The 23,368-nt window shown below is 49.1% G+C and carries 20 protein-coding genes; 4 read left to right on the forward strand and 16 right to left on the reverse strand.

The features are described 5' to 3' along the window. Positions 1 to 6: 6 nt before the first annotated feature. Genes ACXMYH_RS13955 through ACXMYH_RS13970 form a run of 4 tightly spaced genes read right to left on the reverse strand, consistent with a single transcriptional unit; the run spans position 7 to position 3,701 of the window. Positions 7 to 1,068 carry a TRAP transporter substrate-binding protein gene (locus tag ACXMYH_RS13955; RefSeq protein WP_118599353.1) on the reverse strand — a complete coding sequence of 354 codons (1,062 nt, stop codon included), beginning with the start codon at positions 1,066 to 1,068 and terminating at the stop codon, positions 7 to 9. 42 nt (positions 1,069 to 1,110) lie between these two features. Then, positions 1,111 to 2,388 (reverse strand): TRAP transporter large permease, encoded by a 1,278-nt coding sequence (locus ACXMYH_RS13960; protein ID WP_118599351.1) that lies wholly within the window; start codon positions 2,386 to 2,388, stop codon positions 1,111 to 1,113. Positions 2,389 to 2,408: 20 nt separating this feature from the next. Beyond that, entirely contained in the window at positions 2,409 to 2,957 is a 549-nt protein-coding gene (locus ACXMYH_RS13965; protein ID WP_118599350.1) for a TRAP transporter small permease, read from the reverse strand. 21 nt (positions 2,958 to 2,978) lie between these two features. Next, positions 2,979 to 3,701 carry a creatininase family protein gene (locus tag ACXMYH_RS13970; protein ID WP_182427738.1) on the reverse strand — a complete coding sequence of 241 codons (723 nt, stop codon included), beginning with the start codon at positions 3,699 to 3,701 and terminating at the stop codon, positions 2,979 to 2,981. Between the two features lie 272 nt (positions 3,702 to 3,973). On the opposite strand from ACXMYH_RS13970, the gene ACXMYH_RS13975 reads away from it, so the two are divergent. After that, positions 3,974 to 4,879 carry a LysR family transcriptional regulator gene (locus ACXMYH_RS13975; protein ID WP_486555114.1) on the forward strand — a complete coding sequence of 302 codons (906 nt, stop codon included), beginning with the start codon at positions 3,974 to 3,976 and terminating at the stop codon, positions 4,877 to 4,879. 82 nt (positions 4,880 to 4,961) lie between these two features. Here the strand turns inward: ACXMYH_RS13975 and yajC are convergent, their stop codons facing one another. From yajC to scfA, 5 genes are all read right to left on the reverse strand, one after another. Beyond that, on the reverse strand, positions 4,962 to 5,240 hold the full coding sequence (gene yajC / locus ACXMYH_RS13980) for a preprotein translocase subunit YajC (RefSeq protein WP_015553085.1): 279 nt from the start codon (positions 5,238 to 5,240) through the stop codon (positions 4,962 to 4,964). Between the two features lie 20 nt (positions 5,241 to 5,260). Then, the gene (tgt, locus tag ACXMYH_RS13985) at positions 5,261 to 6,406 is read right to left on the reverse strand and encodes a tRNA guanosine(34) transglycosylase Tgt (RefSeq protein ID WP_015553084.1); all 1,146 of its coding nucleotides are present in this window, start codon (positions 6,404 to 6,406) and stop codon (positions 5,261 to 5,263) included. 44 nt (positions 6,407 to 6,450) lie between these two features. After that, positions 6,451 to 8,691 carry a protein translocase subunit SecD gene (secD, locus tag ACXMYH_RS13990; protein ID WP_118599347.1) on the reverse strand — a complete coding sequence of 747 codons (2,241 nt, stop codon included), beginning with the start codon at positions 8,689 to 8,691 and terminating at the stop codon, positions 6,451 to 6,453. Positions 8,692 to 8,832: 141 nt separating this feature from the next. Then, on the reverse strand, positions 8,833 to 10,239 hold the full coding sequence (gene scfB, locus ACXMYH_RS13995) for a thioether cross-link-forming SCIFF peptide maturase (protein ID WP_486555115.1): 1,407 nt from the start codon (positions 10,237 to 10,239) through the stop codon (positions 8,833 to 8,835). A gap of 248 nt (positions 10,240 to 10,487) precedes the next feature. Then, positions 10,488 to 10,634: a six-cysteine ranthipeptide SCIFF gene (gene scfA / locus ACXMYH_RS14000; RefSeq protein ID WP_015553081.1), complete on the reverse strand. Its 147-nt coding sequence runs from the start codon at positions 10,632 to 10,634 to the stop codon at positions 10,488 to 10,490. A 319-nt stretch (positions 10,635 to 10,953) separates the two neighbouring features. On the opposite strand from scfA, the gene ACXMYH_RS14005 reads away from it, so the two are divergent. Continuing rightward, entirely contained in the window at positions 10,954 to 11,313 is a 360-nt protein-coding gene (locus ACXMYH_RS14005) for a TIGR04086 family membrane protein (protein ID WP_117469065.1), read from the forward strand. Here ACXMYH_RS14005 and ACXMYH_RS14010 read toward each other — a convergent pair. From ACXMYH_RS14010 to tyrS, 7 genes are all read right to left on the reverse strand, one after another. Further along, positions 11,310 to 11,429 (reverse strand): hypothetical protein, encoded by a 120-nt coding sequence (locus tag ACXMYH_RS14010; protein ID WP_021904606.1) that lies wholly within the window; start codon positions 11,427 to 11,429, stop codon positions 11,310 to 11,312. The genes ACXMYH_RS14005 and ACXMYH_RS14010 overlap by 4 nt on opposite strands. A 12-nt stretch (positions 11,430 to 11,441) precedes the next feature. Beyond that, positions 11,442 to 12,569, reverse strand: a complete 1,128-nt coding sequence (locus ACXMYH_RS14015) for a sodium ion-translocating decarboxylase subunit beta (RefSeq protein ID WP_486555116.1) — start codon at positions 12,567 to 12,569, stop codon at positions 11,442 to 11,444. 332 nt (positions 12,570 to 12,901) lie between these two features. Further along, positions 12,902 to 14,200, reverse strand: coding sequence for an HlyC/CorC family transporter (locus ACXMYH_RS14020; protein ID WP_117469063.1), 1,299 nt, complete (start codon positions 14,198 to 14,200; stop codon positions 12,902 to 12,904). A gap of 238 nt (positions 14,201 to 14,438) precedes the next feature. After that, positions 14,439 to 15,128, reverse strand: coding sequence for a P-II family nitrogen regulator (locus ACXMYH_RS14025; RefSeq protein WP_015553074.1), 690 nt, complete (start codon positions 15,126 to 15,128; stop codon positions 14,439 to 14,441). Positions 15,129 to 15,136: 8 nt separating this feature from the next. Then, the gene (locus ACXMYH_RS14030; RefSeq protein ID WP_118531170.1) at positions 15,137 to 16,681 is read right to left on the reverse strand and encodes a DUF1538 domain-containing protein; all 1,545 of its coding nucleotides are present in this window, start codon (positions 16,679 to 16,681) and stop codon (positions 15,137 to 15,139) included. A 323-nt stretch (positions 16,682 to 17,004) separates the two neighbouring features. After that, positions 17,005 to 18,261, reverse strand: a complete 1,257-nt coding sequence (locus tag ACXMYH_RS14035) for a M20 metallopeptidase family protein (protein WP_486555117.1) — start codon at positions 18,259 to 18,261, stop codon at positions 17,005 to 17,007. 336 nt (positions 18,262 to 18,597) lie between these two features. Then, positions 18,598 to 19,821 (reverse strand): tyrosine--tRNA ligase, encoded by a 1,224-nt coding sequence (gene tyrS, locus ACXMYH_RS14040; RefSeq protein ID WP_015553064.1) that lies wholly within the window; start codon positions 19,819 to 19,821, stop codon positions 18,598 to 18,600. 625 nt (positions 19,822 to 20,446) lie between these two features. On the opposite strand from tyrS, the gene uraA reads away from it, so the two are divergent. After that, complete coding sequence (uraA, locus tag ACXMYH_RS14045; RefSeq protein WP_486555118.1) at positions 20,447 to 21,700, forward strand: uracil permease; 1,254 nt, start codon at positions 20,447 to 20,449, stop codon at positions 21,698 to 21,700. A 327-nt stretch (positions 21,701 to 22,027) separates the two neighbouring features. Further along, the gene (locus tag ACXMYH_RS14050) at positions 22,028 to 23,290 is read left to right on the forward strand and encodes a M20/M25/M40 family metallo-hydrolase (RefSeq protein ID WP_486555119.1); all 1,263 of its coding nucleotides are present in this window, start codon (positions 22,028 to 22,030) and stop codon (positions 23,288 to 23,290) included. Positions 23,291 to 23,368 lie beyond the last annotated feature (78 nt).

Genomic DNA, 23,368 nt, shown 5'->3' on the forward strand with positions numbered 1-23,368 from the left:
TTATGCCTACTTTCCTGCGATCTTTTTAATCTCTGCGTAACCTTCTTCACCCCAGACTTTAACACCGAGGGTATCACGTACGCTCTGTGTAGCTTCTACAAACTCATCAAGGTTCGGCTCGCATACGATCATGCCTGCGTCAACACAAGTCTGACGATCTTTTTCCATTGCTGTCTCCATGTACTCTGTTGCATACTCGCGGGCCTGTGTGCTTGCATCAAGGATCAGTTTCTGGTTTTCTTCAGATAAACTATTAAAAAAGTCGTTATTGATCATAACGAATGCCGGTTTAACGATATGGTTAGACATTACAAGATATTTGTTAACATTCTGAAAACCGTAAGAAACGATCGTCTCGATCGGGTTCTCCTGTCCGTCAACAACACCCGTCTGCATTGCGGAGTAAACTTCGCCCATATCCATCGGAGTCGGGTTTGTTCCAAGAGCTTTGAATGTCTCAACATAATAGTCACGCTCCGGAACACGGATCTTCATGTTCTTCATATCAGCAAGGCTGTTGATCTCGATGTTGCTGGAGATGATACGCGGGCTTCTCGGAAGTGTGTCGATGATCTTGCAGTTTCTCTCATCAACACTCTTCTGGATGTAACTCTTACCAAGGTCTGTCTCCATGAATTCCGTGTACTGGTCGAGATTGTCAAACAGATACGGAAGGCATAAGTACTCAAGCTCTGCAACACCCGGGTCACCACTGCTCATCATCTGAAGCTGATTCATGGAAACCTGTTCAACCTGCTCGTTTGTGGAACCAGCCTGGTTGGATGGATAAAGGTCTACAACGATCTCGCCGTTGGAACCAGCTTCTACAAGCTCTTTGAATTTCTTCATTCCCTCATAAGCAGCCTCGCCATCACTTGCCCATGTGGAATATTTGATTGTAATGCCGCCCTTCTTTGCTGCCTCTGTCTCCTTGGCATCATCTTTTGCTGCCTCGGAACCGGCTGCTGCCGCTGTTGTTGCTGTTGTGGAAGAAGAATTTCCACATCCCGTCATGAACAGCGCTGCTGCTGTCGTTGCTGCTAATGCAAATGCAAATACATGTTTCATAAGTAACCTCTCCTTTTTCTTTGTGTTTATAACCTCATGCGTTTAGTGCATGAACAGATTCGGTAAGAATAAGCTGATCTGCGGTACGAAAGTGATCAGTAAGATTGAAATTACAAGCGGGATATACAGCGGCAGCATTGCTTTTGTTAACCGCGCAAATCCCATCTTTGTGATACTGTTTACTACAAACAACATACTTCCAACCGGCGGTGTACATCCTCCGAATGTCAGGGTAACTACCATGATCAGTCCGAAGTGGACCGGATCGATACCGATAGCTCTTGCAACCGGAAGAAGGATCGGTGCTAATACGACTAATGCCTGAGATGCCTGCATGAAGAATCCAATAATTAATAAGAGAAGCAGGATCAGGAATGTAAGCACGATCTTATTGTCACTGATGCCAAGCATAAGATTTACCAGCATATCCGGGGCCTTTGACATGGTCAGTACCCAGGAGAAGCAGCTAGCAGCTGCAAGGATCAGCATATTGTTCATACTGTTTACTCCGACCTTTTTCAGTGACTCGAAGAAAGTCAAAAATGTAATGTTCTTATAAACGAAGAATCCGATAATAATACCGTAAAGGACTGCGATCGCCGCACTCTCAGTTGGTGTGAATACACCAGACATTGTGCCGCCGATAATGATGATCGGCATCATCAGGGCGCTGAAGCCTTTCTTTACCGCATGTCCCATCTCCTTCGGAGTTGCCTTTGGGTAGCTCGGATAATCCATCTTGACTGCGTAAAAGTGTGTGTAGACCATCTGGCTGACTGATACAACAACGCCTGGCACGATTCCGGCAATCAGAAGTTTTCCTACGTCAGTACCTGTCAGAATTCCGTATAAAACAAGTGTGATACTTGGCGGAATGATCGGGCCTACACAGGAAGAAGCAACTGTGATCGCTGCGGAGAAGTCAAGATCATATCCCTCTTTTACCATTGCCGGGATCAGAGATGATCCCAATGCCGCTGTATCTGCGGTAGCGGATCCGGATACACCAGCGAAGAACATACTTGCCACGATATTTACCTGGGCAAGTCCGCCCTTCATATGTCCTACTAAAGCTTTCGCAAGTTCAATGATCTTATCCGTAACGCCGCTGATATTCATCAGTTCGCCTGCCATAAAGAAGAACGGGATCGCCAGCATTGTGAAGCTGTTGGCGCCGTTTACCATTCTCTGTACAATCATGGCAAGTGAAGTTCCTGTAGCCAGCATATAACCAGCGGAGGCAATTCCCAGAGAAAATGCTACTGGAATACCAAGAAGCATCATGACTACAAGTGCCAGAAAGAAAATACCTACTAACATCTCTTTGTCCGCCCCCTTCCTTATTTCTTTGTTTCGTCCACGACTGCACTGCCATCATTCTCCTCTGCCACTTCTGTGTCAGCATCCTTTAAGCAGAACTCTCCGTCGCGGAAGCGTCCAAAATCATAGATCCATCTGGCTAAAGTCATAACAGCCATCACCGCAAGTCCTACTGTTCCAGCCAGACGCCATGTATATCCAGGAATCGGAAGTGCTCCGAGCTGGGTCTTTCCGGCTGCCTTCAGAAGCGGTAAGCTTGAATAGGAACAGACTACGCAGAACACGAAGATCATGATCTGGCGGACTGTATAAAATACAAACTGTACAGGTCTCGGGAATTTCTCAACGATAATGTTGATCGTCATATGGTCATCATCAAAATTTGATACCGCGGATCCCACCATGCACAGCCATACAACCAGGAAGCGAACAAGTTCCTCACTCCACACCAGTGAGCGGTTAAACACGTATCTGCAGATAACCTGCAGACACGTAACCGCGATGATGATAAAGAATACTACACCCACTAGCTGTCGGAGGGGAGCTGCAAAGTCAGTTCTCTTTTTCATAAGCTCTCCTTCCACGCTCCACTAAAAAGCGTTTTTGAGATAATCCATAATTCTGTCTACACAGGCCTCTACGATAGCTTTTCCTTTTTCGATCGTTGCTACTGTAGAGTCTCCGATACTTCCGTTCGGTGTTTTTTCCGTAAAGTGAGAATACTGGAGAACATCCGGATAGTTGTTCGGGATATTCTTTACACATGTGATCTCATCATGGTCAACCAGCTCCGGATACAGATACATCATAACACTGGTACCGCATTCACTTGCATGACCGTGAGCCATCGGCCCCTTGTAGTCGAAGATCTCACCGCAGTTGGACTGTGTGAATCTCCACCAGTCGATCTGACATGCCTTGATGCCATCATCCAGATGTTTCTTAATTATATAGCTTACAGTATCTACGTTTCCTGCATGTCCTGTAATGAAGATAAAGTTCTTTACTCCGTCCTTGATCAGTTTGGAAACCAGGAATTCCAGGTAATCCTCCAGGATCTTTCTCGGCATCGGGAATGTGCACGGGAATGCCTGCAGTGCGCTTGACTCACCTGCTTCGATCGTCGGTGCGATCACAGCTCCTGTCTTGTCTGCGATGATCTCTGCAATCTTCTGTGCTACGAGAAGATCTGTTCCCATCGGAAGCTGCGGACCGTAAACCTCACATGCACCTGTCGGGATGATGACTGTTGGGTTCTCCGCAAGTCTTGCTAAGTACTTCTTTCCGCTCATTTTGCGAATGTAATTTTCCACTATCTTATCCTCCTTGAAGCGTTAAAATATTCACTATTGAAATTATAACATACTTCAGTTAAAATATTAGTGACACAATCTTATACTGTTATGACAAACTATCATATAGATTTTATATTTGCCAAATTTTCTATGTATTTACTGCTTTCTTTTTTATTTTTCGGTGGTTCTCACTCTATTTGGTTATGCTTTTTATGGACAACAGATATAGTTTTTGATCTTTTCACCGATCAGCAGGCAGCAGTTTTTCATTTATATGGGGGGGGATCTTTATGACGATAGAAAATCTGCACTGCTTCGTAGCGCTTGCAAAAGAACTGAATTTTACAAAGGCCGCTCAACGGTCACATATCACCCAGGCGGCCATGAGCCGCAAGATCAGTAGCATTGAAGATGAGCTGGGAATCCGGCTTTTAGACCGCAACCATCATACTGTATCCCTGACGCTTGCAGGCCAGTCTCTCTTTGAACAGATCCAACCGATCCTTGAAGACTACGAAAACACGATCTCCAGCGTCCAGAATATTGCCCGCGGTGTCTATGATTCTGTCCAGGTGGGTATCGGAATTTATGAGCACCATCTGTTGGCTCCTGTTATGGAACTCTTTTTAAAGGAGAATCCCATCGCGCAGATCAACTTTGTGCAATATAAATACCGTGAACTCATTGAACAGTTCAACCGCGGAAACCTTGATCTGATCATATCCAGCGACCAGTTTTTTGACCTGATTACCGTGGACAACACTGAAAAATTTCTGATCCACAACCATCCCTGGGACCTGGCTTTAAATAAAAACAATCCGCTCTCCCAGCAAAATCCGATCAGTCTTTCCGATTTGAATACTCAGAACATCATCACAATGTACAAACAATCAGTCAGCGCCCTGACCACAACATTCCGGGGACGGTTCCAGCCGACGTCGGCAGATTATGTAAACTCACATGAGACAAAGCTTCTCCTGATCAATGCCAACCGCGGCGTTGGATTTATCCCGGAGTTTGTGGACGTCCATGCGTATCCAGATATTGTGACCCGCCATCTGGATCCTTACTACAGGCCCCGGTGCTTTTACGCTGTAATAAAAAAAGATTCACCAAATATGTGTGCCCACCGGCTTGCGGAAATGCTCTGCGAGTATTACCGCCCGTCACTCTGGATGCGGAATCTCACAGAATAACCACTCGGCTCACCAAGTCAAAAAAAGAGGTTCATCTCCACATAATCGGAAATGAACCTCTTTCTTTTCTGTTTTTCAGGTCTTACGCCTCCGGTTTTTCAACCTGAACGATCGCCTGTTTCTGCATCGGGATACGGCAGTTCTTATTGTTGCCAAACTCAACGATAACAGTATCGTCTGTCATATCAATGATCACTCCGTAGAATCCGCTGGATGTCAGCACGCTGTCACCGACTGCGATGCTTGCCATCAGTTCCTGCATTTTTTTCTTTTCCTTCTGCTGCGGTCTGATCGCAATGAAGTACATGAAAGCAAAGATTAAAACAATATATCCAATCCAAAATGCCGGGCTGTTAGTCATATCCGTTGCACCTCCTTTTCTTATACCTTGTCTTTATAGTTCCCTGTCACGCCCTCCAACTTTTTCTCTTTGTACTCGGCGTAGCAGTGGTTCTCAATAGCTTCCCTGATCTCCGTCATCATCGTGTTGTAGAAGTAAAGATTGTGGAGCACGCATAAGCGCATTCCGAGCATCTCTTTTGCCTTCAGAAGATGGCGGATATAGGCCCTGCTGTATGAGCGGCAGGCCGGACACTGGCATCCCTCTTCGATGGGGCGCATATCCTTTGAAAACTGCTCATTAAACAGGTTGATCTTTCCGTGGTTTGTATATACATGACCATGACGGCCATTTCTTGTCGGGTAAACGCAGTCGAAGAAATCAACGCCGCGGTCCACCGCCTCAAGGATGTTCGCCGGGGTTCCGACGCCCATCAGGTAAGTCGGTTTCTCTTCCGGGAGATGCGGAACCACCGCATCGAGGATGCGGTACATCTCCTCGTGGCTCTCACCGACCGCAAGTCCGCCGACCGCGTAGCCGTCGCAGTTCATCTTCGAGATCGTATCTGCATGCGCGATCCGGATATCCTCGAAGGTTCCGCCCTGATTGATGCCGAACAGAAGCTGTTCCTTATTGACGGTATCCGGCAGGGAATTTAATCTCGCCATCTCCGCCTGACATCTCGCCAGCCATCTTGTAGTTCTCGCGACAGAATTCTCCATGTATTCTCTGGTACACGGATGCGGAGCGCACTCATCGAATGCCATCGCGATGGTGGAACCAAGGTTTGACTGGATCTGCATGCTCTCCTCCGGTCCCATGAAGATCTTATGACCATCGATGTGGGAGTTGAAGTAGACGCCCTCTTCCTTGATCTTTCTGAGTCCGGCGAGGGAAAATACCTGAAATCCGCCGGAATCAGTGAGGATCGGACGATCCCAGTTCATAAACCTGTGGAGGCCGCCGAGCTCCTTGATCAGCTTGTCGCCGGTTCGGACATGAAGATGGTAGGTGTTGGAAAGCTCCACCTGTGTCCCGATCCCGCGAAGGTCATCGGTGGACACAGCGCCCTTGATCGCGGCGACAGTTCCTACATTCATGAATACCGGCGTGTGGATCGTGCCGTGGACTGTCTCTACGTCAGCCCGTTTGGCACGTCCGTCTTTTGCCAGAATCTTATATTTCATATTTCTCTTGCCTTATCGTTATTTTCGTAGCAACGTTCTTCCGGTTATTTTCCGGATTTCTTCGCTTCCTTTGCTGCCTTCTCAGCATCCTTCTTTGCCTGTTTTTCAACCGCATCCTTCTTCTGCTTCTTTGTGGTCATTACATACCACATAGCGCCTGTCAGGCATACGGAAGAGTAGGTACCACAGATGATACCTGCCATTAACGGGAGTGCGAACTCACGGATGGAGGATACGCCCATGATGAACAGAACAAATACCATGACAAAGGTCGTCAGGGATGTATTGATGCTTCGTGTGAAGGTCTGGGTGATACTTGTATTTACGATATCAACGGTGGATGCCTTCGGTCCCATGAGCTTAATGTTCTCACGGATACGGTCGAAGATAACGATCGTCGCGTTGATAGAGTATCCGACGATAGTAAGCAGGCAGGCGATCGCTGTGGAACCAACGGACCACTTTGCGAGGGCATAGCATGCAACTACAACCAATACGTCATGGACAAGGGCTAAAACAGCACTTGCAGCGAAACGGATATCCTTGAATCGTACCCAGATATAGAGAAGCATAAATACGGTAGCGATCGCTGTAGCCATAACCGCGTCGCGCTTCATCTCAGCACTTACTGCACCGGAGATGCTCTCTGCAGTGATCTTTGACTCATCAACACCGAAGTTCTCAACAAGTGCCTCGTCTAATGCCTGACGCTCTTCCACGCTTAAGGTTCTTGTCTTGATGATCACCTCGTTTGTTCCGGCAACCTTCTGTGTCTGCGTATCCGCACTGTTTGTGATGGATTCGACTACCGGAACGACCTCGCTTGAGATTCTATCCAGAGACATGTCCTCATTGAAGGTCACGCTTGTGGAGGTACCGCCCTGGAAGTCAAGGGAGTAATTGAACGCGTTTCCGATGGAAGACTTGTTCATTACCATTCCTGCAACACCTGCGAGGATCATAACAGCTGAGATGATAAAGCAGATATTTCTCTTTCCGAGGAAGTTGAGCGCCTTCTTCTCTTTTCTAATGCCGTAGAACTTCTGATCCTGAAATCCAAGGTTATACAGGGTGTTCAGTGTGAACTTTGTAACGAAAAGTGCTGTGAACATGGAAAGAACGATACCAAGGGCAAGTGTTGTAGCGAATCCCTTAACTGTACCGGAGCCTCTCCAGTAAAGAACAGCCGCTGCGATCAGTGTTGTCACGTTACCATCGACGATGGCGGATAACGCTTTCGCAAAACCTGTCTTGATCGCGGAATGAACTGTCTTTCCGAGACCGATTTCCTCCTTGATACGGGTGAAGATGATGACGTTCGCATCAACTGCCATACCGATGGAAAGGATGATACCGGCAATACCCGGAAGTGTTAATGTAACCTCAAAGGCCGCGAGCAGGATCAGCATCAATGCCACATAGAGGCAGAGTGCAAGGGATGCCGCAAGACCCGGGACGAGGTAAACTACGATCATGAATACACATACGATTCCGAAACCGATCGCGCCGGCCTTTAAGCTTGTCGTGATCGCTTCCTGACCAAGTTTCGCGCCTACCACGTTGGAACGGAGTTCCTCCAGTTCCAGGGAAAGGGAACCGATACGGATCGTGGACGCAAGATTCTCAGCCTCTTCATAGGAAGTCATGCCGGAGATAGAGGCCTGTCCGCCTGTGATCGCCTGCTGTACGGTCGGGTTAGAGTACATCACATTATCGTAAACGATCGCGATCTTCTTGCCGACATTCGCTGCAGTCACATCTGCGAATTTCTTAGTACCTTCATCGGTAAATGTAAGCGCTACTTCATAGTTATTGTTTCCTGTCTGCTGGTCTTTATAGATCACAGCTTTCGCAGAAGCTACATCGGTTCCTTCCAGTACAACATTCCAGTTCTCATCATAGAACTGTAATGATCCCGGCTTACCGAGCTCTTCCAGGATCTTGTTCGCGTCTGTGACACCCGGAATATCAACATTGATACGGTTTCCGCCTTCCTGATAAACCTCTGCCTCAGAGCTGTAGTTCTGTACTCTCTGCTGCAGCTTGTACTGGGTATCGGACATATCCTCGGCGCTCGGATTCTCTTCCTTCGCCTGGTAGGTAATGCTGACACCGCCTGCCAGATCCAGACCGAGCTTGATTCCGCCATTCTGGGAAGTTACTCCGTTCTCATCGGTGACCAGCTTACTCTTCTGAAGAGTATCATAGCCGAAAAATCCGAAGATACCGAGCACAACGAGCAGTCCCAGGAGGCCGAGCAGTCCCTTTCCTTTGTTGCTCTTCATGATAAAATCTCCTTCTTGATATGATTTCGAGGTTCAAAAGGCTTTTTGTCCCTCTTGATTCCGGAGTCCGCCGTAATCACCGCCTCCGTCATCCTTACAATAACAATCCGGGGTTTTCTGCCCCTGACCGCTATGATCGATTTAGTTGTTTTCCTCGTCCTCCGCTAAAGCAGCACGGATCATAATCGCACACTCGATACGTTTTTTCTGCATTTCGCAGCCGATATCGTAGGCATCCGTAATGCTGCCGTGGAAGTTGAAGGAATTTGCCGCGCATCCGCCGCTGCAGTAGAATCTCGCAAAGCAGTTTTTGCATTTTTCTTTCGCGTATACGTTGCAGAGCTTGAATTCATCGCGCACCTTCGTGTTGACCACGCCGGTATCCACGTTTCCAAGCAGGAACTCTTCATTTCCAACGAACTGGTGGCACGGATATAAGTCTCCCCACGGAGTTACCGCAAGATACTCAGTTCCTGAACCGCAGCCGGACAGACGTTTCGCAACACACGGTCCCTGACTTAAATCAAGCATGAAGTGGAAGAATTTGAATCCTCTTCCCTCTTTCTGACGCTTTACAAACTCTTTTGCGAGTCTGTCATACTCATCCATGATCTGCGGAAGATCTTCCTCACGGATGAAGTACGGCTCTTCCGGAGCTGCAACTACCGGCTCCATAGAAAGCTTCTCAAAGCCGAGATCCGCATAGTGGAGGACATCGTTTCCGAAATCCAGGTTGTTTCTTGTGAAGGTTCCGCGGACGAAATAATCCTTCTCGCCGCGTGATTTCGCGAATTTCTGGAATTTCGGAACAATAAGTTCGTAGCTTCCCTTACCATTTCTGAACGGACGCATCCGGTCATTGACCTCCGGACGTCCGTCAAGACTTAAGACCACGTTGCTCATTTCCCTGTTGCAGAACTCCATGATCTCATCGTTTAAGAGTACGCCGTTTGTTGTCAGTGTAAAACGGAATTTCTTATTGTGCTCCTTCTCCTGGGAACGTCCGTATTCCACAAGCTGTTTTACAACGTTCCAGTTCATAAGCGGCTCGCCGCCGAAGAAATCAACCTCAAGGTTGATGCGGTTTCCGGAGTTTGCGATCAGGAAATCCAGTGCCTTCTTTCCGACCTCAAAGCTCATGAGGGCGCGGCGTCCATGGTACTCGCCTTCCTCTGCGAAGCAGTACTTGCAGGCAAGGTTGCAGTCATGGGCAATATGAAGGCAGAGTGCCTTCACGACCGTCTGACGTTTCTTGAAATCGATCACATAATCTTTGTAAATATCCGCAGCGAACAGCTCCTCCGCGTCGATGAGCTCCTGAATATCGGAGAGCGCATCCTCAATATCTTCTGCAGAGTACTTACAGACCAGTGCTTCTCTCACTGCTTTTTTCTGATCATCCGTGAGAGGCATCGGTTTTTCCATATCCGGGACGATCTTCGCGAGAACCTCCACGGCATCGTAGAGCAGCGCATCCACGGAATGAACCGATCCACTGTTTACGTCCAAAACAATATGGTATCCATTATTTATATACTGATGTATCAAAGCTAACTTTCTCCTACTGTCTTAATTTTCAGGTGACTGTTCCGTCTCTTCCCGATTACAGTCACGATCTGATGGTCTCCTGACTTCTTTCTTACCTGCCCTTTGTGGTCTGTCAGTGGCGGCTTTCCCGGCATCGCTGTCCGGGAAACCCGTCACCGGCAGATTCTTTGATCAGACAAGAAATAGCCCCTACAATCATACGACCGTAGGGGTCTCTTTAAAAACTTCCGTTTATTCGAAGCCCCGCATTAGCGGTTGCTGTTTTCACAGCTCTGGTTTCCTACTGTGCAGGATGTTTTGCACGCAGACTGGCAGGATGTCTGGCATTCGCCGCAGCCGCCCTTCTTCATGCTGTTCTTTAAAGTGTTGGAACTTAAAGTCTTTACATGCTTCATGGTATCATTTCCTCCTGTTCTCTTATCGTGGGCATAATACCCCGAATTTAAATGAAATTATACCATACGATTTTCTATTATGCAATGGATTTTATTGCCGTGATGCAGGAAAATCCGTTACAGAGATCCACTTTTTTCAGCCAAACAGGCTCACCGGTAACAAGATCAGCCGCGCAATGCATATGCATGGCCGTTCCCCACATATCCTGTATAAAGCAAACGCCCACATCATGATGTCCTCTCAGAATCTTTCTGTTCCCGACTTTTATGAGTTCTGGAAAGACTCCCGGAGTACATCCTTCAAGAAAGGAGTTTTCTCATGCAGACAAACCCGGTATGGCGCATGGTACGCGCCCTGATCGCAACTTATATCCTCTCCGGAATTCTTCTGGCGATACTGTCCTTCGCCCTTTTTAAGTTCCGCCTCCCGGAAAACCAGGTCAATCTCGCTGTCTGCGCAGTCTATATCCTCTCCTGCTTTTTCGGCGGCATGATCGCCGGAAAAACAATGAGGACCAGGCGTTTTTTCTGGGGCCTGGTCCTCGGAACTCTCTATTTTCTGTTTTTATATCTCATGTCCCTCGCCCAGAAGGACGGTGTCACGGAAGACACCAAAAGACTTCTCTCTGTCCTCGCCATGTGCACATTGAGCGGAATGGCGGGCGGGATGGTGAGCTAACGGTCTCCCACCTTCGTGAGGAGATAAACAACGAGCGCCAAAATCCCCATCACAACGAAGATTCCAAGCATTCCCTTCCACATGATCCCTAAAGCAAGCATTGTATTTACATTCATAGTCCAGACCTCCTACATAAAGAATCCAAGGACGATTCCGCCGGCAACTGCAGATGCGACCTGACCGGATACGTTCGCTCCGATAGCATGCATCAGAAGATGGTTTGTTTTGTCCTCCGCAATTCCCATCTTCTCAATGACACGGGCAGACATCGGGAATGCGGAGATTCCTGCTGCTCCGACCATCGGGTTCACTTTGTTCTTGCTGAACAGATTTAAGAATTTCGCAAACACGACGCCGCCGATGGAGTCAAAAATAAAAGCGAAAAGTCCAAGTCCCATGATCATCAGTGTCTGTAAGCTTACGAACTGATCCGCTTTCATGGAGAAAGAGATCGTGATTCCGAGAACAAGTGTGATCAGGTTCGCGAGTGTCGTCTGCGCTGTTTCGGAAAGGCTGTTTAAGCAGCCGCATTCACGGATCAGATTTCCGAACATCAGGAATCCTACAAGAGCAACAGACGCCGGAGCGACAAGTCCTGCGACAAATGTTACAATGATCGGAAAAGCGATTCTTGTGAACCGGCTTACTTTTCCCGGCTCATACGGCATGCGGATCATGCGTTCTTTCTTTGTCGTAACCGCTTTGATCGCCATCGGCTGGATGATCGGCACAAGTGCCATATAGGAATATGCCGCCACCGCGATCGCTCCGATGTAGTTTGACTTTAACACCTGAGATACCAAGATCGAAGTCGGACCATCTGCCGCTCCGATGATTCCGATAGAGGCAGCGTCCTTGATGTCAAATCCGAGAAGCGATGCCATAAAGATCGTAAAAAAGATGCCGAACTGGGACGCTGCACCAAAGAGGAACATCTTCGGGTTCGAAAGCAGCGGTCCAAAGTCGATCATGGCTCCGATACCGATAAAGAGCAGCAGCGGGAAAGCCTCCGATGCCTCAATGCCGGATTCAAAGAGCCACTGGATAATTCCATGAGTCTCACCGGCGCCCTCCATAAACTGGTTTAATACACCGCTGGCCGGGAGATTCACAAGGATCGCACCAAAGCCCATCGGTAGAAGAAGGGCCGGCTCATAATTTTTCTCAATTGCCAGGTAGATCAGTAAAAGCCCTACCACATACATGACGACCTGCTGCCAGGTGATCGATAGTAATCCATTCCATAAAAAGTCCATAAAAACTCCTCCTTGAAAATAGTATGCGCAGGTTTTTCTCTTTCCCTGCCAATGGATTCCATGAAATTTTACAGACCGTCTTTTTTTGCCGCCATATCGGATCGCTCTCGGATCCTCAGAGCAACAAAAAAAGACTTTCTGCAGAAATTTCTCTCTGCAAAAAGTCTCGTTACCATTTTACCGGTATGCACCACCAGACGTTTCCGCCGCGATTGTTGACAGTGCATTTCAACTACTCCCCTTTTGGATAGTTTCATATTAATTGGTTTGAAAAAAATTGTCAAGACCGAAAGCTGTACATTTTTCGCTAATTTTGTCGCGTTTCAGTAACTTCACCGTTCGGGTTTGCTCTCCTGCTCACTTTCTTCGCTCTTCTGCGGCGCATCCAGAATATACAGATGCACCTTATCAATCCGGTTTCTCTCCACCGTATCCACCACAAACCGGAGATTTCCGCTTGTGACTTCCTCCCCCGCCTGCGGGAGATGGTCTAAAAGGCCGATAATATAGCCGCCGACAGAGTCGTAATCTTCTGACTTGAGATCCAGACCAAGCTGGTCGTCGAGATCATCAAGTTTCATGGCACCCTCGATCACATATTCCTTCGGATTGATCTTCCTGATGCTGTCTTCCTCATCCGCATCGTACTCGTCGCGGATCTCTCCGACGATCTCCTCAAGCATATCCTCCAATGTGATAAGCCCGGCCGTCGCGCCATACTCATCAAGAACAATGGCAACGCTATTCATGGTCTTACGGAGTTCCACCATAAGCTCCGTCGTCTTTTTAAACTCGTAGGTGTAATACGGCTCACGCAGGTAATCCCGCAGCTTAAATTCCTTGTCTTTCGGGATCAGGAACAGGTCCTTGATATTCACGATGCCAATGACATTGTCCGTCGTCTCCTCATAGACCGGATATCTCGTATACTTCTCCTGTCGGAAAATATCCATGATTTCCTGATAGCTGGCATTCACATCGAGGAATGTCATATCGATACGCGGAACCATAATGTCCTTCGCGACAGAATCCCCAAAATCGAACACGTTGTAGATCATCTTCTTCTCGTCTGACTCGATCACACCCTCTTCGTGGCTGACCTCCACGATCGTGCGGAGCTCATCCTCTGTGATCGCGTCCTGTTTCTTGTTCGGATCCACATGGATCATCTTTAAAACGCCCTTGGAGAGGACATCAACGACCACGATCAGCGGTGTCAGGACCTGCATGATCAGGTAGATCGGTTTCGCGAACTTGAGTGACAGGGTCTCGGAATAGATCGTCGCGGAAGTCTTCGGTGTGATCTCACCAAAGATCAGGACTAACAGCGTCAAAACGCCGGTCCCGATACCGACATATTTATTTCCAAGCACGTCTGTGACCAGCACAGTCATCAGAGAAGACGCTGAAATATTGACAATATTGTTTCCTATTAAAATTGCGCTGAGCATTTTGGGCTGATTGCTTAAGATCTTCTCCAGCACAACGGCATGGCTGAGTCCCGCCTCCGCGAGATTCCGCACACGGATCTTATTTACCGTCATCATTGCCGTCTCCGCCGATGAGAAAAACGCGGATAACGCCAGAAGTCCAATTACGATCAGTCCCTGCAGGGCTTGCCCTGAATCCAAAAAAATCAACTCCTAAATCTTTATAAATTTGACGCCGCCCGGTTTCTTCCGGGTCTTCGTCCATGATTTGTCTCCCCGCACGCTCCGCTCTGTGTCCGGACCGGTCGAAGATTTACGAATGATTGTACAATACTCTATATGCAGTGTCAATGGTTTCGGGACGTTTCCGCGGTGTTTTTTTAATGGCACCGTTCCGTTCCCTCAGGCCTGTGATCTGCTGCGGTCAGCGCGACAGAGCTTAATCGTCCTCATTCTTCTCGATCAGACGCATCCCCGCTGTCTCCGTCACCGGCAGAGAGAAGACGATCGCCCCCGCCTTGCTTCCGATCCCGGCTTCCTTCATGATGCTCTGCATGATGCCGTTTTTATCCTTTGTCTTTGTGACCATAAAGATCATCTCTTTCTCCTGAGCAAGGGAAACGCCTAAAAACTTTTCCGCCTTCTCCATTCCCGTTCCCTTCGCATGGATCACGGTGCCGCCGGTAGCGTTGGCCTTTCGCGCCGCGTCCATGATCACATCCGTATAGCCCTGATTTGCGATCACTACAAGAAGCTCGTAGTCTGTTCCTTTCAAGCTGCTTTCCTCCTCTTTCTCAAATCCACGGTCCTCGGTCAAAAAGCGAAGCTGCCGCTTTCCGCCGATGCTGCTCAGGGGAGTCACAAAGGCGATCCCCGTTCCCGGAATATCGATCTTGATCTCCTGTTCCAGGCCCTTTTTTACCTTTTTCCATTCCGCCGCCGTCACTACTGCAAACTGGACGGCCTTTTCCGATGCCTCTAACCCGAAGGCGTCCAGCACCTCCGACGCCGCGGTTCCCCGGCCTAACGTCAGGAATGTGACGGAAATCCCATATTCTTTATAGAAGGCGAGGAATCTCCGGCTCTGGTTCCGGTCGCTGATCGTCGCCATCAAGTACAATTCGCTCATAAAACCTCCTACAATTCAATAATCGCGTCATCATCCAGCAGCTCAAACGCCGCGTATGCCCAGGACTGTCCATGAGCTGCGGACATTCCTTCCTGCACTCCGCGCTTCGCTCTTATTCTCGAAGCCAGCCCCATGACCTGGATCGTGATAAGCGGTGTCATGGCAACCATCGCGACCACACCGAAGGCATCTGTGACAATGTTTCCTCCAAGAGCGGAGCAGGCTCCCTGTGCCATCGGAAGCAGAAACGCTGCCGTCATCGGTCCCGATGCCACGCCGCCGGAGTCGAAGGCGATCGCTGTATAGATCTTCGGCACAAAAAACGAGATTCCCAACGCGATCGCGTATCCCGGAATGAGAAACCACAGGATCGAGATCCCTGTAAGTACCCGCACCATCGCAAGTCCGAGAGAAACCGCAACACCCAGGGAAAGTCCCATTCCCATGGCCTTCGAGGAGATCGCTCCGTCCGTGATCTCCTCAACCTGTTTATTGAGAACGTACACGGCCGGCTCTGCCTTTACGATGAAGTATCCCATGATCATTGCGATGGGAACAAGGAACAGCGGGTGGGCGGACTTCGCAAGCACCTGTCCGAGATAATTTCCCGCCGGCATGAAGCCCACGTTCACTCCCGTAAGAAAAAGTACCAGCCCCGCATATGTATAGACGAGACCGATCGCGATCTTCTTTAATTTTCTTGTTGTTAATTTTAACATGAAAATCTGGAAAATCATGAAAAATAAGATAATAGGCAGTAAGGAGACCGCGATCTCCTTCATGTAGGCTGGAAGTTCCCTCGCAAAGAGCAGGAACAGTTCTTTTGAATCACCGATCTCCGGGATCACCGGCGGTGTGTAGGCACTGCTGTCCGCCTTGAAGATCATACTTAAGATCATGACTGCGAGGATCGGTCCGATGGAGCAGAGCGCCACAAGGCCGAAGCTGTCGTCCGCCGCGTGACGGTCGCTTCGCGTTGCAGAGATTCCGACACCGAGAGCCATGATAAACGGCACGGTCATCGGTCCTGTCGTAACGCCGCCGGAGTCAAAGGCCACGCTTAAAAAATCCTTCGGCACGAACATCGCCAGTACAAACACCACGCCATAAAAGACAAGCAGCAACGGCGGAAGTGCCACGGAGAACAGCATTCGCAGCAGTGCCACAACAAGAAATGCGCCGACTCCGCATGCTACGGACAAGATCAGCGTCATGTTCGGCACAGCCGGAACCTGATTCGCCAGAACCTGAAGATCCGGCTCCGAGATCGTAATGATGAAGCCTAAGAGAAAGGACAGCCCGATCACCACCGGAAGCTTCCGGCTCTTCGTCAGGCACGTTCCCACTCGCTCGCCCATCGGTGACATGGCAAGCTCCGCGCCAAGCGTAAAAAGCATCATTCCCGCAAGCAAAAGGACTGCTCCCAAAAGGAAACAGAGCAGGATGCTGGAGGAGATGGGCGCGATCACAAAGCAGAGCACCAGCACGATCGCGATGATCGGCAGTACCGCCTGCAGCGCCTCATTCCACTTCTCCCGCAGTTTTTTTGTCATTCCCAATATTCCACTCTCCTGTCTTTTTGAGGCAGACATTCCCATTCTCTCAAAATCCGCCCTGTTACTTGGTTTCTTTCCACATTCGTGTTCTCTCCGCCAGGTATTTCACGAACAGGGGATGCCGTTACAGGATATGCGGGCTTTCAGCGCCACGATCCTGTAACCGGCGAATTATGTTTAGTATAACATGGGAATTGTGAGAAAAGTATGTTTTGAGAGGTTAAGATTCCGCTAAAAAAAGGCAGACCTGCTGCCGCATGCACCACATTTAGAGCTGCACGCGGCCGTCATGATCTGCCGTTTTTCAATATCAGCTAATATTACAGGTTTCTCTCAACCAGATTCTTTAAGGTTCCCTCGAACGGTTTGAACGGGATTTCCTTATCGTAATTTAAGAAATCTTTCACATATCCAAGTGCTGCTGCAACACCGTAGATCATGCCGCGCTCATCCACATCGAATTCCGGTGTGTGATGGTTTGCGCCGGTGCCGGCCTCCTCGCTCTGGATACCTGTGAAGGTGATGATACCCGGCCAGAGCTTTAAGCACGCCTGCATGCTCTCAGATGCCATCCACGGCTGTGCAACCGTAACAGCATCCTCACCGATATATTTTCTTACTGCGTTCTTCGCGATCTCGCTGCAGACTGCGTTGTTCTGGCACTCGAACAGCGGATCCGGCATATGAAGGATTTCATATGTACACTGACAGAGCTCGCACTCTTTCTCGACTACGTCCATCAACTGTTTTACAAACGGTGCGCCTGCGCCGTCAACATTGAAGGTACGGATCGTACCGCCGAAGGTCAGCTCGTCCGGAATAATGTTGCGGACGGTTCCGCAGTTTACGAAACCAACGGAGCAGGTCAGGATATCCGTCGGAGCCACATATTTCATGCGGATCATATTGATATGGTTATAGATATTGTTGAAGCAGTCTAAAACACTATGGGCAAGATCCGGACGGGATCCGTGACCAGCCTGGCCGTGAAGCTTGATGATAAATCCGTATGCACCGGAGAATACAGCGCCCGGCTCCGCGGAGATCGTTCCTGTCGGAACATCCCATTTTACATGTGTTGCCATACAGGTATCGATCTTTAATTTCATTGTCTCGACGGCATACGGAAGAAGATTTTTGATATTTCCGCCGGCTTCCTCGCCGCGCTCAAAGAGAAGAACGATATTGCCGTTTAAATCTTCCTTATTCTCGTTTAAGATCTTTGCCTCAGCGAGAAGCATTGCTGTGTGGGCATCATGTCCGCATGCGTGGGAGATCCCATCGTTCTTGGAGATGCAGACCTTTTCCTTTTTGAGGTTTGTCTTGCTCTCCTTGATCGGAAGTGCATCCATATCGGCACGGAGAAGAACGGTTTTTCCCGGTTTTCCGCCGTGGATCTGTCCGATAATACCACCTTCCGGAACTACTACATACTCGATTCCCAGCGCATCGAGCTCAGAGGCAATATATTTTACTGTCTCGTACTCAACACCGCTGTTTTCCGGATACTCGTGCATATGTCTTCTGATCCTTACCATGTAGTCGAAATTTTTCTTGGCTTCGTTTAAAATATCCATATTTTCTCCATTCCGGCGGAACCGCTTCGCCATTTACCGGCAGCGCAGTTTGTCCGTCTCTTCAGTTTTGGATTTTCAATAGCTGCTCATATCTTCACAGTCATGATCTGAAAATGTCTGTTTCCAGACATCTCTATATTAACATGCGCAGGGAACTAAATCCAGTCCCCTGCGCAGCTTATTTTTTTATTTAACGTTACAGTACACGGGCACTCCATGCCCGCGCACTGTAACAGGATTTTGCCGATGCTTCGCATTCCGAATCGGCAAAATCCGCGGTCATAACGGTATCATACGGAATTTTCAGTTCAGAAAATTCCTACCCATGAAAAGTAACTATTTAACTACAACGCGTCTGAAGTTCTTCTTACCGCGCTTTACAACGATTCCTTCACCGGAAAGCTGCTCTTTCGTGTATACAGCCTTAATATCCTTCACGATCTCACCGTCTACGGAAACGCCGCCCTGCTCTACGTTTCTTCTCGCCTCAGAACGGGATGCGCAGAGGCCGGATTTCTGTACGATGGAAAGGAGGTCGATCGAACCATCAGAAAGATCTGCGTCGGAAAGCTCTGCTGTCGGCATTTCTGCCGCAGCGCCGCCTGCGAATAATGCACGTGCGCTCTCCTGTGCTTTCTTTGCTTCCTCCTCGCCGTGAACAAGGCTTGTGAGCTCGTATGCGAGGATCTCCTTCGCCTGGTTTAACTGGCTGCCTTCCCATTTGTCCATCTCATCGATCTGCTCAAGCGGAAGGAATGTGAGCATCCGCAGGCACTTTAATACGTCTGCGTCGCCGACGTTTCTCCAGTACTGGTAGAACTCAAACGGAGTCGTCTTATTCGGATCCAGCCATACAGCGCCGGACTGGGTCTTACCCATCTTCTTGCCCTCAGAGTTTAAGAGCAGTGTGATCGTCATTGCATGAGCGTCTTTTCCGAGTTTTCTTCTGATAAGCTCTGTACCGCCGAGCATGTTGCTCCACTGGTCATCGCCGCCGAACTGCATATTACAGCCGTATCTCTGGAACAGCTCGTAGAAGTCGTAGCTCTGCATCAGCATGTAGTTGAACTCTAAGAAGCTTAAGCCCTTCTCCATTCTCTGCTTGTAGCACTCCGCGCGAAGCATGTTGTTGACGGAGAAGTGCGGTCCGATCTCTCTTAAGAAATCGATGTAGTTTAAGTTCATAAGCCACTCAGCGTTGTTTACCATCATAGCTTTTCCTTCGGAGAAGTCAATGAAACGGCTCATCTGCTTTTTAAAGCAGTCGCAGTTGTGCTGGATCGTCTCAACCGTCATCATGGTTCTCATATCGGTACGTCCGGACGGATCCCCGACCATTCCGGTACCGCCGCCGATCAGCGCGATCGGCTTGTTTCCTGCCATCTGTAAACGTTTCATTAAGCAGAGTGCCATGAAATGTCCGACATGAAGGCTGTCCGCGGTCGGGTCAAAGCCGATGTAGAATACGGCCCTTCCCTCGTTTACCATTTTGCGGATCTCTTCTTCGTTTGTGACCTGCGCGATCAAGCCGCGGGCCTGTAACTCTTCGTAAACTCCCATTTTATTTACTCCTTTTCTGTAATTTTCTGCGGATATTCGTTTTTTCCGCCTGTGTTGGTCTTTATATGAAGACCTGCTATCCGGACGAAGCGAAAAAAAGCCCCGTCCCTTGTTTCCCAAAAGGACGAGGCATACGCTCGTGTTACCACCTGATGTTCCCGAAACGCTCGCACGCTCCGGCTCATGGAGTCCTCATCATAAAAGACCCCGGCATTTCTAACGGGTACCAGTTCCGTCACAGCCTACTCACTTTTTCCGGTTATCTCCGTTCACGCTTTCGGTGTGCAGCTCCGGGATGTATTCAGAAAAAGAAGTCCACGCGCCTCTCATCTACCGGCAGCTTTCTGTGCGGAGCAAACCATTTTCCTACTTGTTCCCTTCATCGCTTTTCCATTATATACCGCATGCTTTAACGCGGCTATATGGGTCATTATATGGAGATTCCAAAGCTTTGTCAAGAGCGGAAGCCCTGAAATTCGTTAACTTCATATCCTTTCCTGCAATTTCCCCCTGATTTTTCTGGACAAATAACAAGAATGTGATAGAATAGAAAAAATGCCTGAACCCGTAAATCCATAGGCAGGCGCAAATACTAAAAACTACTCATCACCTAAGGAGGTCCCGTATGGAAAGCCATAAGATCATTCAGGTGGACGAAAAGGTTCCCTTTAACCTTTTGATCCCCCTGAGCATCCAGCACATGTTCGCCATGTTCGGCGCATCCGTTCTCGTTCCGTTCTTATTCGGAATCAATCCCGCGATCGTTCTTTTCATGAACGGTGTCGGAACTCTCATGTTTATCTTTATCACAAAGGGAAAAGCTCCCGCCTATCTCGGTTCCAGTTTCGCATTTCTCGCCCCGGCCGGCATCGTGATCGCAAAATTCGGATATGAATATGCCCTCGGCGGATTCGTTGCCGTCGGTTTCGTCGGATGTATCCTCGCATTCATCATTTACAAGATCGGTTATAAATGGATCGACATCGTTCTTCCACCGGCTGCCATGGGTCCGGTCGTAGCCCTGATCGGTCTGGAGCTCTCCTCCAGCGCAGCAAGCAACGCGGGACTCTTGGACGAGACCATTGATCCGAAGAATCTGATCGTGTTCCTCGTAACACTTGGCTTTGCCGTTTTCGGTTCTGTCCTGTTCCGAGGATTTTTATCTGTTATCCCGATCCTGATCGCCGTGATCGCCGGATATGTCGCTGCCGTTGCATGTGGGATCGTTGATTTCTCTGCGGTTGCCGCTGCCCCGATCTTTGCGATCCCGAACTTCACCGCTCCAAAATTTAATATGGAAGCGATCATGATCATCATGCCGGTCATCCTTGTCATCACCTCCGAACATATCGGACATCAGGTTGTAACAAGTAAGATCGTCGGCCGCGACCTCTTAAAGGATCCGGGACTTCACCGCAGCATCTTTGGTGACAACTTCTCCACCATGGTATCCGGTCTCATCGGCTCCGTACCGACGACCACCTACGGTGAGAACATCGGCGTTATGGCTGTCACAAAGGTCTACAGCGTTCAGGTCATCGCCGGAGCAGCCGTGATCTCCATCATCTGCTCCTTTATCGGGAAATTATCGACCCTGATCCAGACGATCCCGGGACCAGTCATCGGCGGAATCTCCTTCCTGCTCTACGGTATGATCGGAACTTCCGGTCTCCGTATTCTGGTCGACTCCAAGGTCGACTACGGCAAAAACAGAAACCAGGCCCTGACTGCCGTGATCTTTGTAACCGGCCTCTCCGGGATCAAGGTGAATTTCGGCAATGTGCAGCTCACCGGTATGGTCCTCGCATGTGTTGTCGGCATGATCTTAAGCCTGATCTTCTATATTTTTGATAGGATGAAGCTTACAAATGATCAGTAAAAGTAACTAAGTGTAACCATCTGGAATAAAACGTAAACTTGCAGGTTCTGCTCCGGTATGCGGTTCATCTCCGCTATCGTTTCAGAACCTGCTTTTTATTTTTTCTACAGCCTGTCCCGCACACATTTCCCCGTCCTTTTTATTTTTTACTCCCGGCTCATTCAAACCGATACTTTTTTCCTGCCCTCTTTTTCCTTTTGTTCTCTGACGATATTTCCTATATAAAGTATACTTACAGAATTATTAGTTTTCTCTGTTTTATTTACAAATTTTCTTTTTCGCGCTATGATATTTCTATCATATACAAATCGAAAGGATGGTTCCCACATGAAAGAAGCGATTCAGACACTTATAACGTCCGACAAGATGGCTCATGCCTTCGAATACCTGAAACAGGATGAAGCGCACACCATCGACCAGCAGATCGAGCTTGTTCAGATCTCCTCCTTCAGCCCATTTGAGGAGAAGCGCGCGATCCGTTTTAAAGAGCTTCTGACCGAGGCAGGTCTCGATCCGGTGATGGACGAGGTCCACAACGTGTACGCCCATATCCATGGAACCGGAAACGGTCCGACTCTCTATGTCTCCGCTCATCTGGACACCGTATTCCCGCCGGAAACTCCGCTCCCGGTGAAACGCGAAGGAACAAAGATCTACGCACCCGGAATCGGCGATGATACCCGCGGACTGGCTGAGATCCTTACGCTGGCAAGAGCCATCAAAGAATCCGGCTTAAAACCGGTCGGAGATATCATTATCGGCGGCAACGTCGGTGAGGAAGGTCTCGGAGACCTCCGCGGCATGCGCCACTTCTTCTCGAAAAACGCCGACAAGGTTGACGGTTTTATCTCCGTTGACGGTGCAGGCTGCCTGATCTGCCACGGCGGCACCGGAAGCCACCGCTACGAGGTAACCTTCCGCGGACCGGGGGGACATTCCTTCGGCGCCTTCGGTCTTGTAAACCCGATCTTTGCCATGGGGCGCGCCATCTCCTATATCTCTGAGCTCCGCACCCCGAGAGAACCGAAGACTACCTTCTCCGTCGGTGTCGTAAACGGCGGAACCTCCATCAATGCCATCGCATATGAGTGCTCCATGCTTGTCGATATCCGTTCCAACGGCTTAAAGGAGCTTGAAGAGCTTGATGCAAAGCTTCAGGAGTGCATCAAACGCGCAGTCGAGGATGAAAATAACCGTTGGGAAACCGAGCGTTCCTACGAAGAATCTAAGGACAGCTTCGATCACAACGGACGTATCACAGTGGACGTAAAACAGATCGGAAACCGTCCGGCAGGAAGCCAGCCGAAGGACTGTGAGATCGTGAGCGCCACAGCCTCTGCGTTCCAGGCATGCGGCGAAGATGTAGAATTCGAAAGCGCAGGAAGTACCGATGCAAATATCCCGATCAGCCTCGGAATCCCTGCGATCTGCGTCGGCGGAGGCGGAAAAGGCGGTGCCTGCCATTCCGTTGACGAGTGGTATGACAGCAAAGACGCCTATAAGGGATCTCAGAGAGTCCTTGCGGCGATCTTCGCGCTTGTGGGACTCGATGGGGTAAGTGAGCCGCTGCTTTCCAGGCGGAAAAGATAAGCTCCGCGCCAAAATACCTTTTGTCTCCAACATCATAATATAAAACAGCATGCCGGAAAGTCTCCTGTAAGTCCTGCT

This window comes from Pilosibacter sp. NGB245, assembly GCF_057397225.1.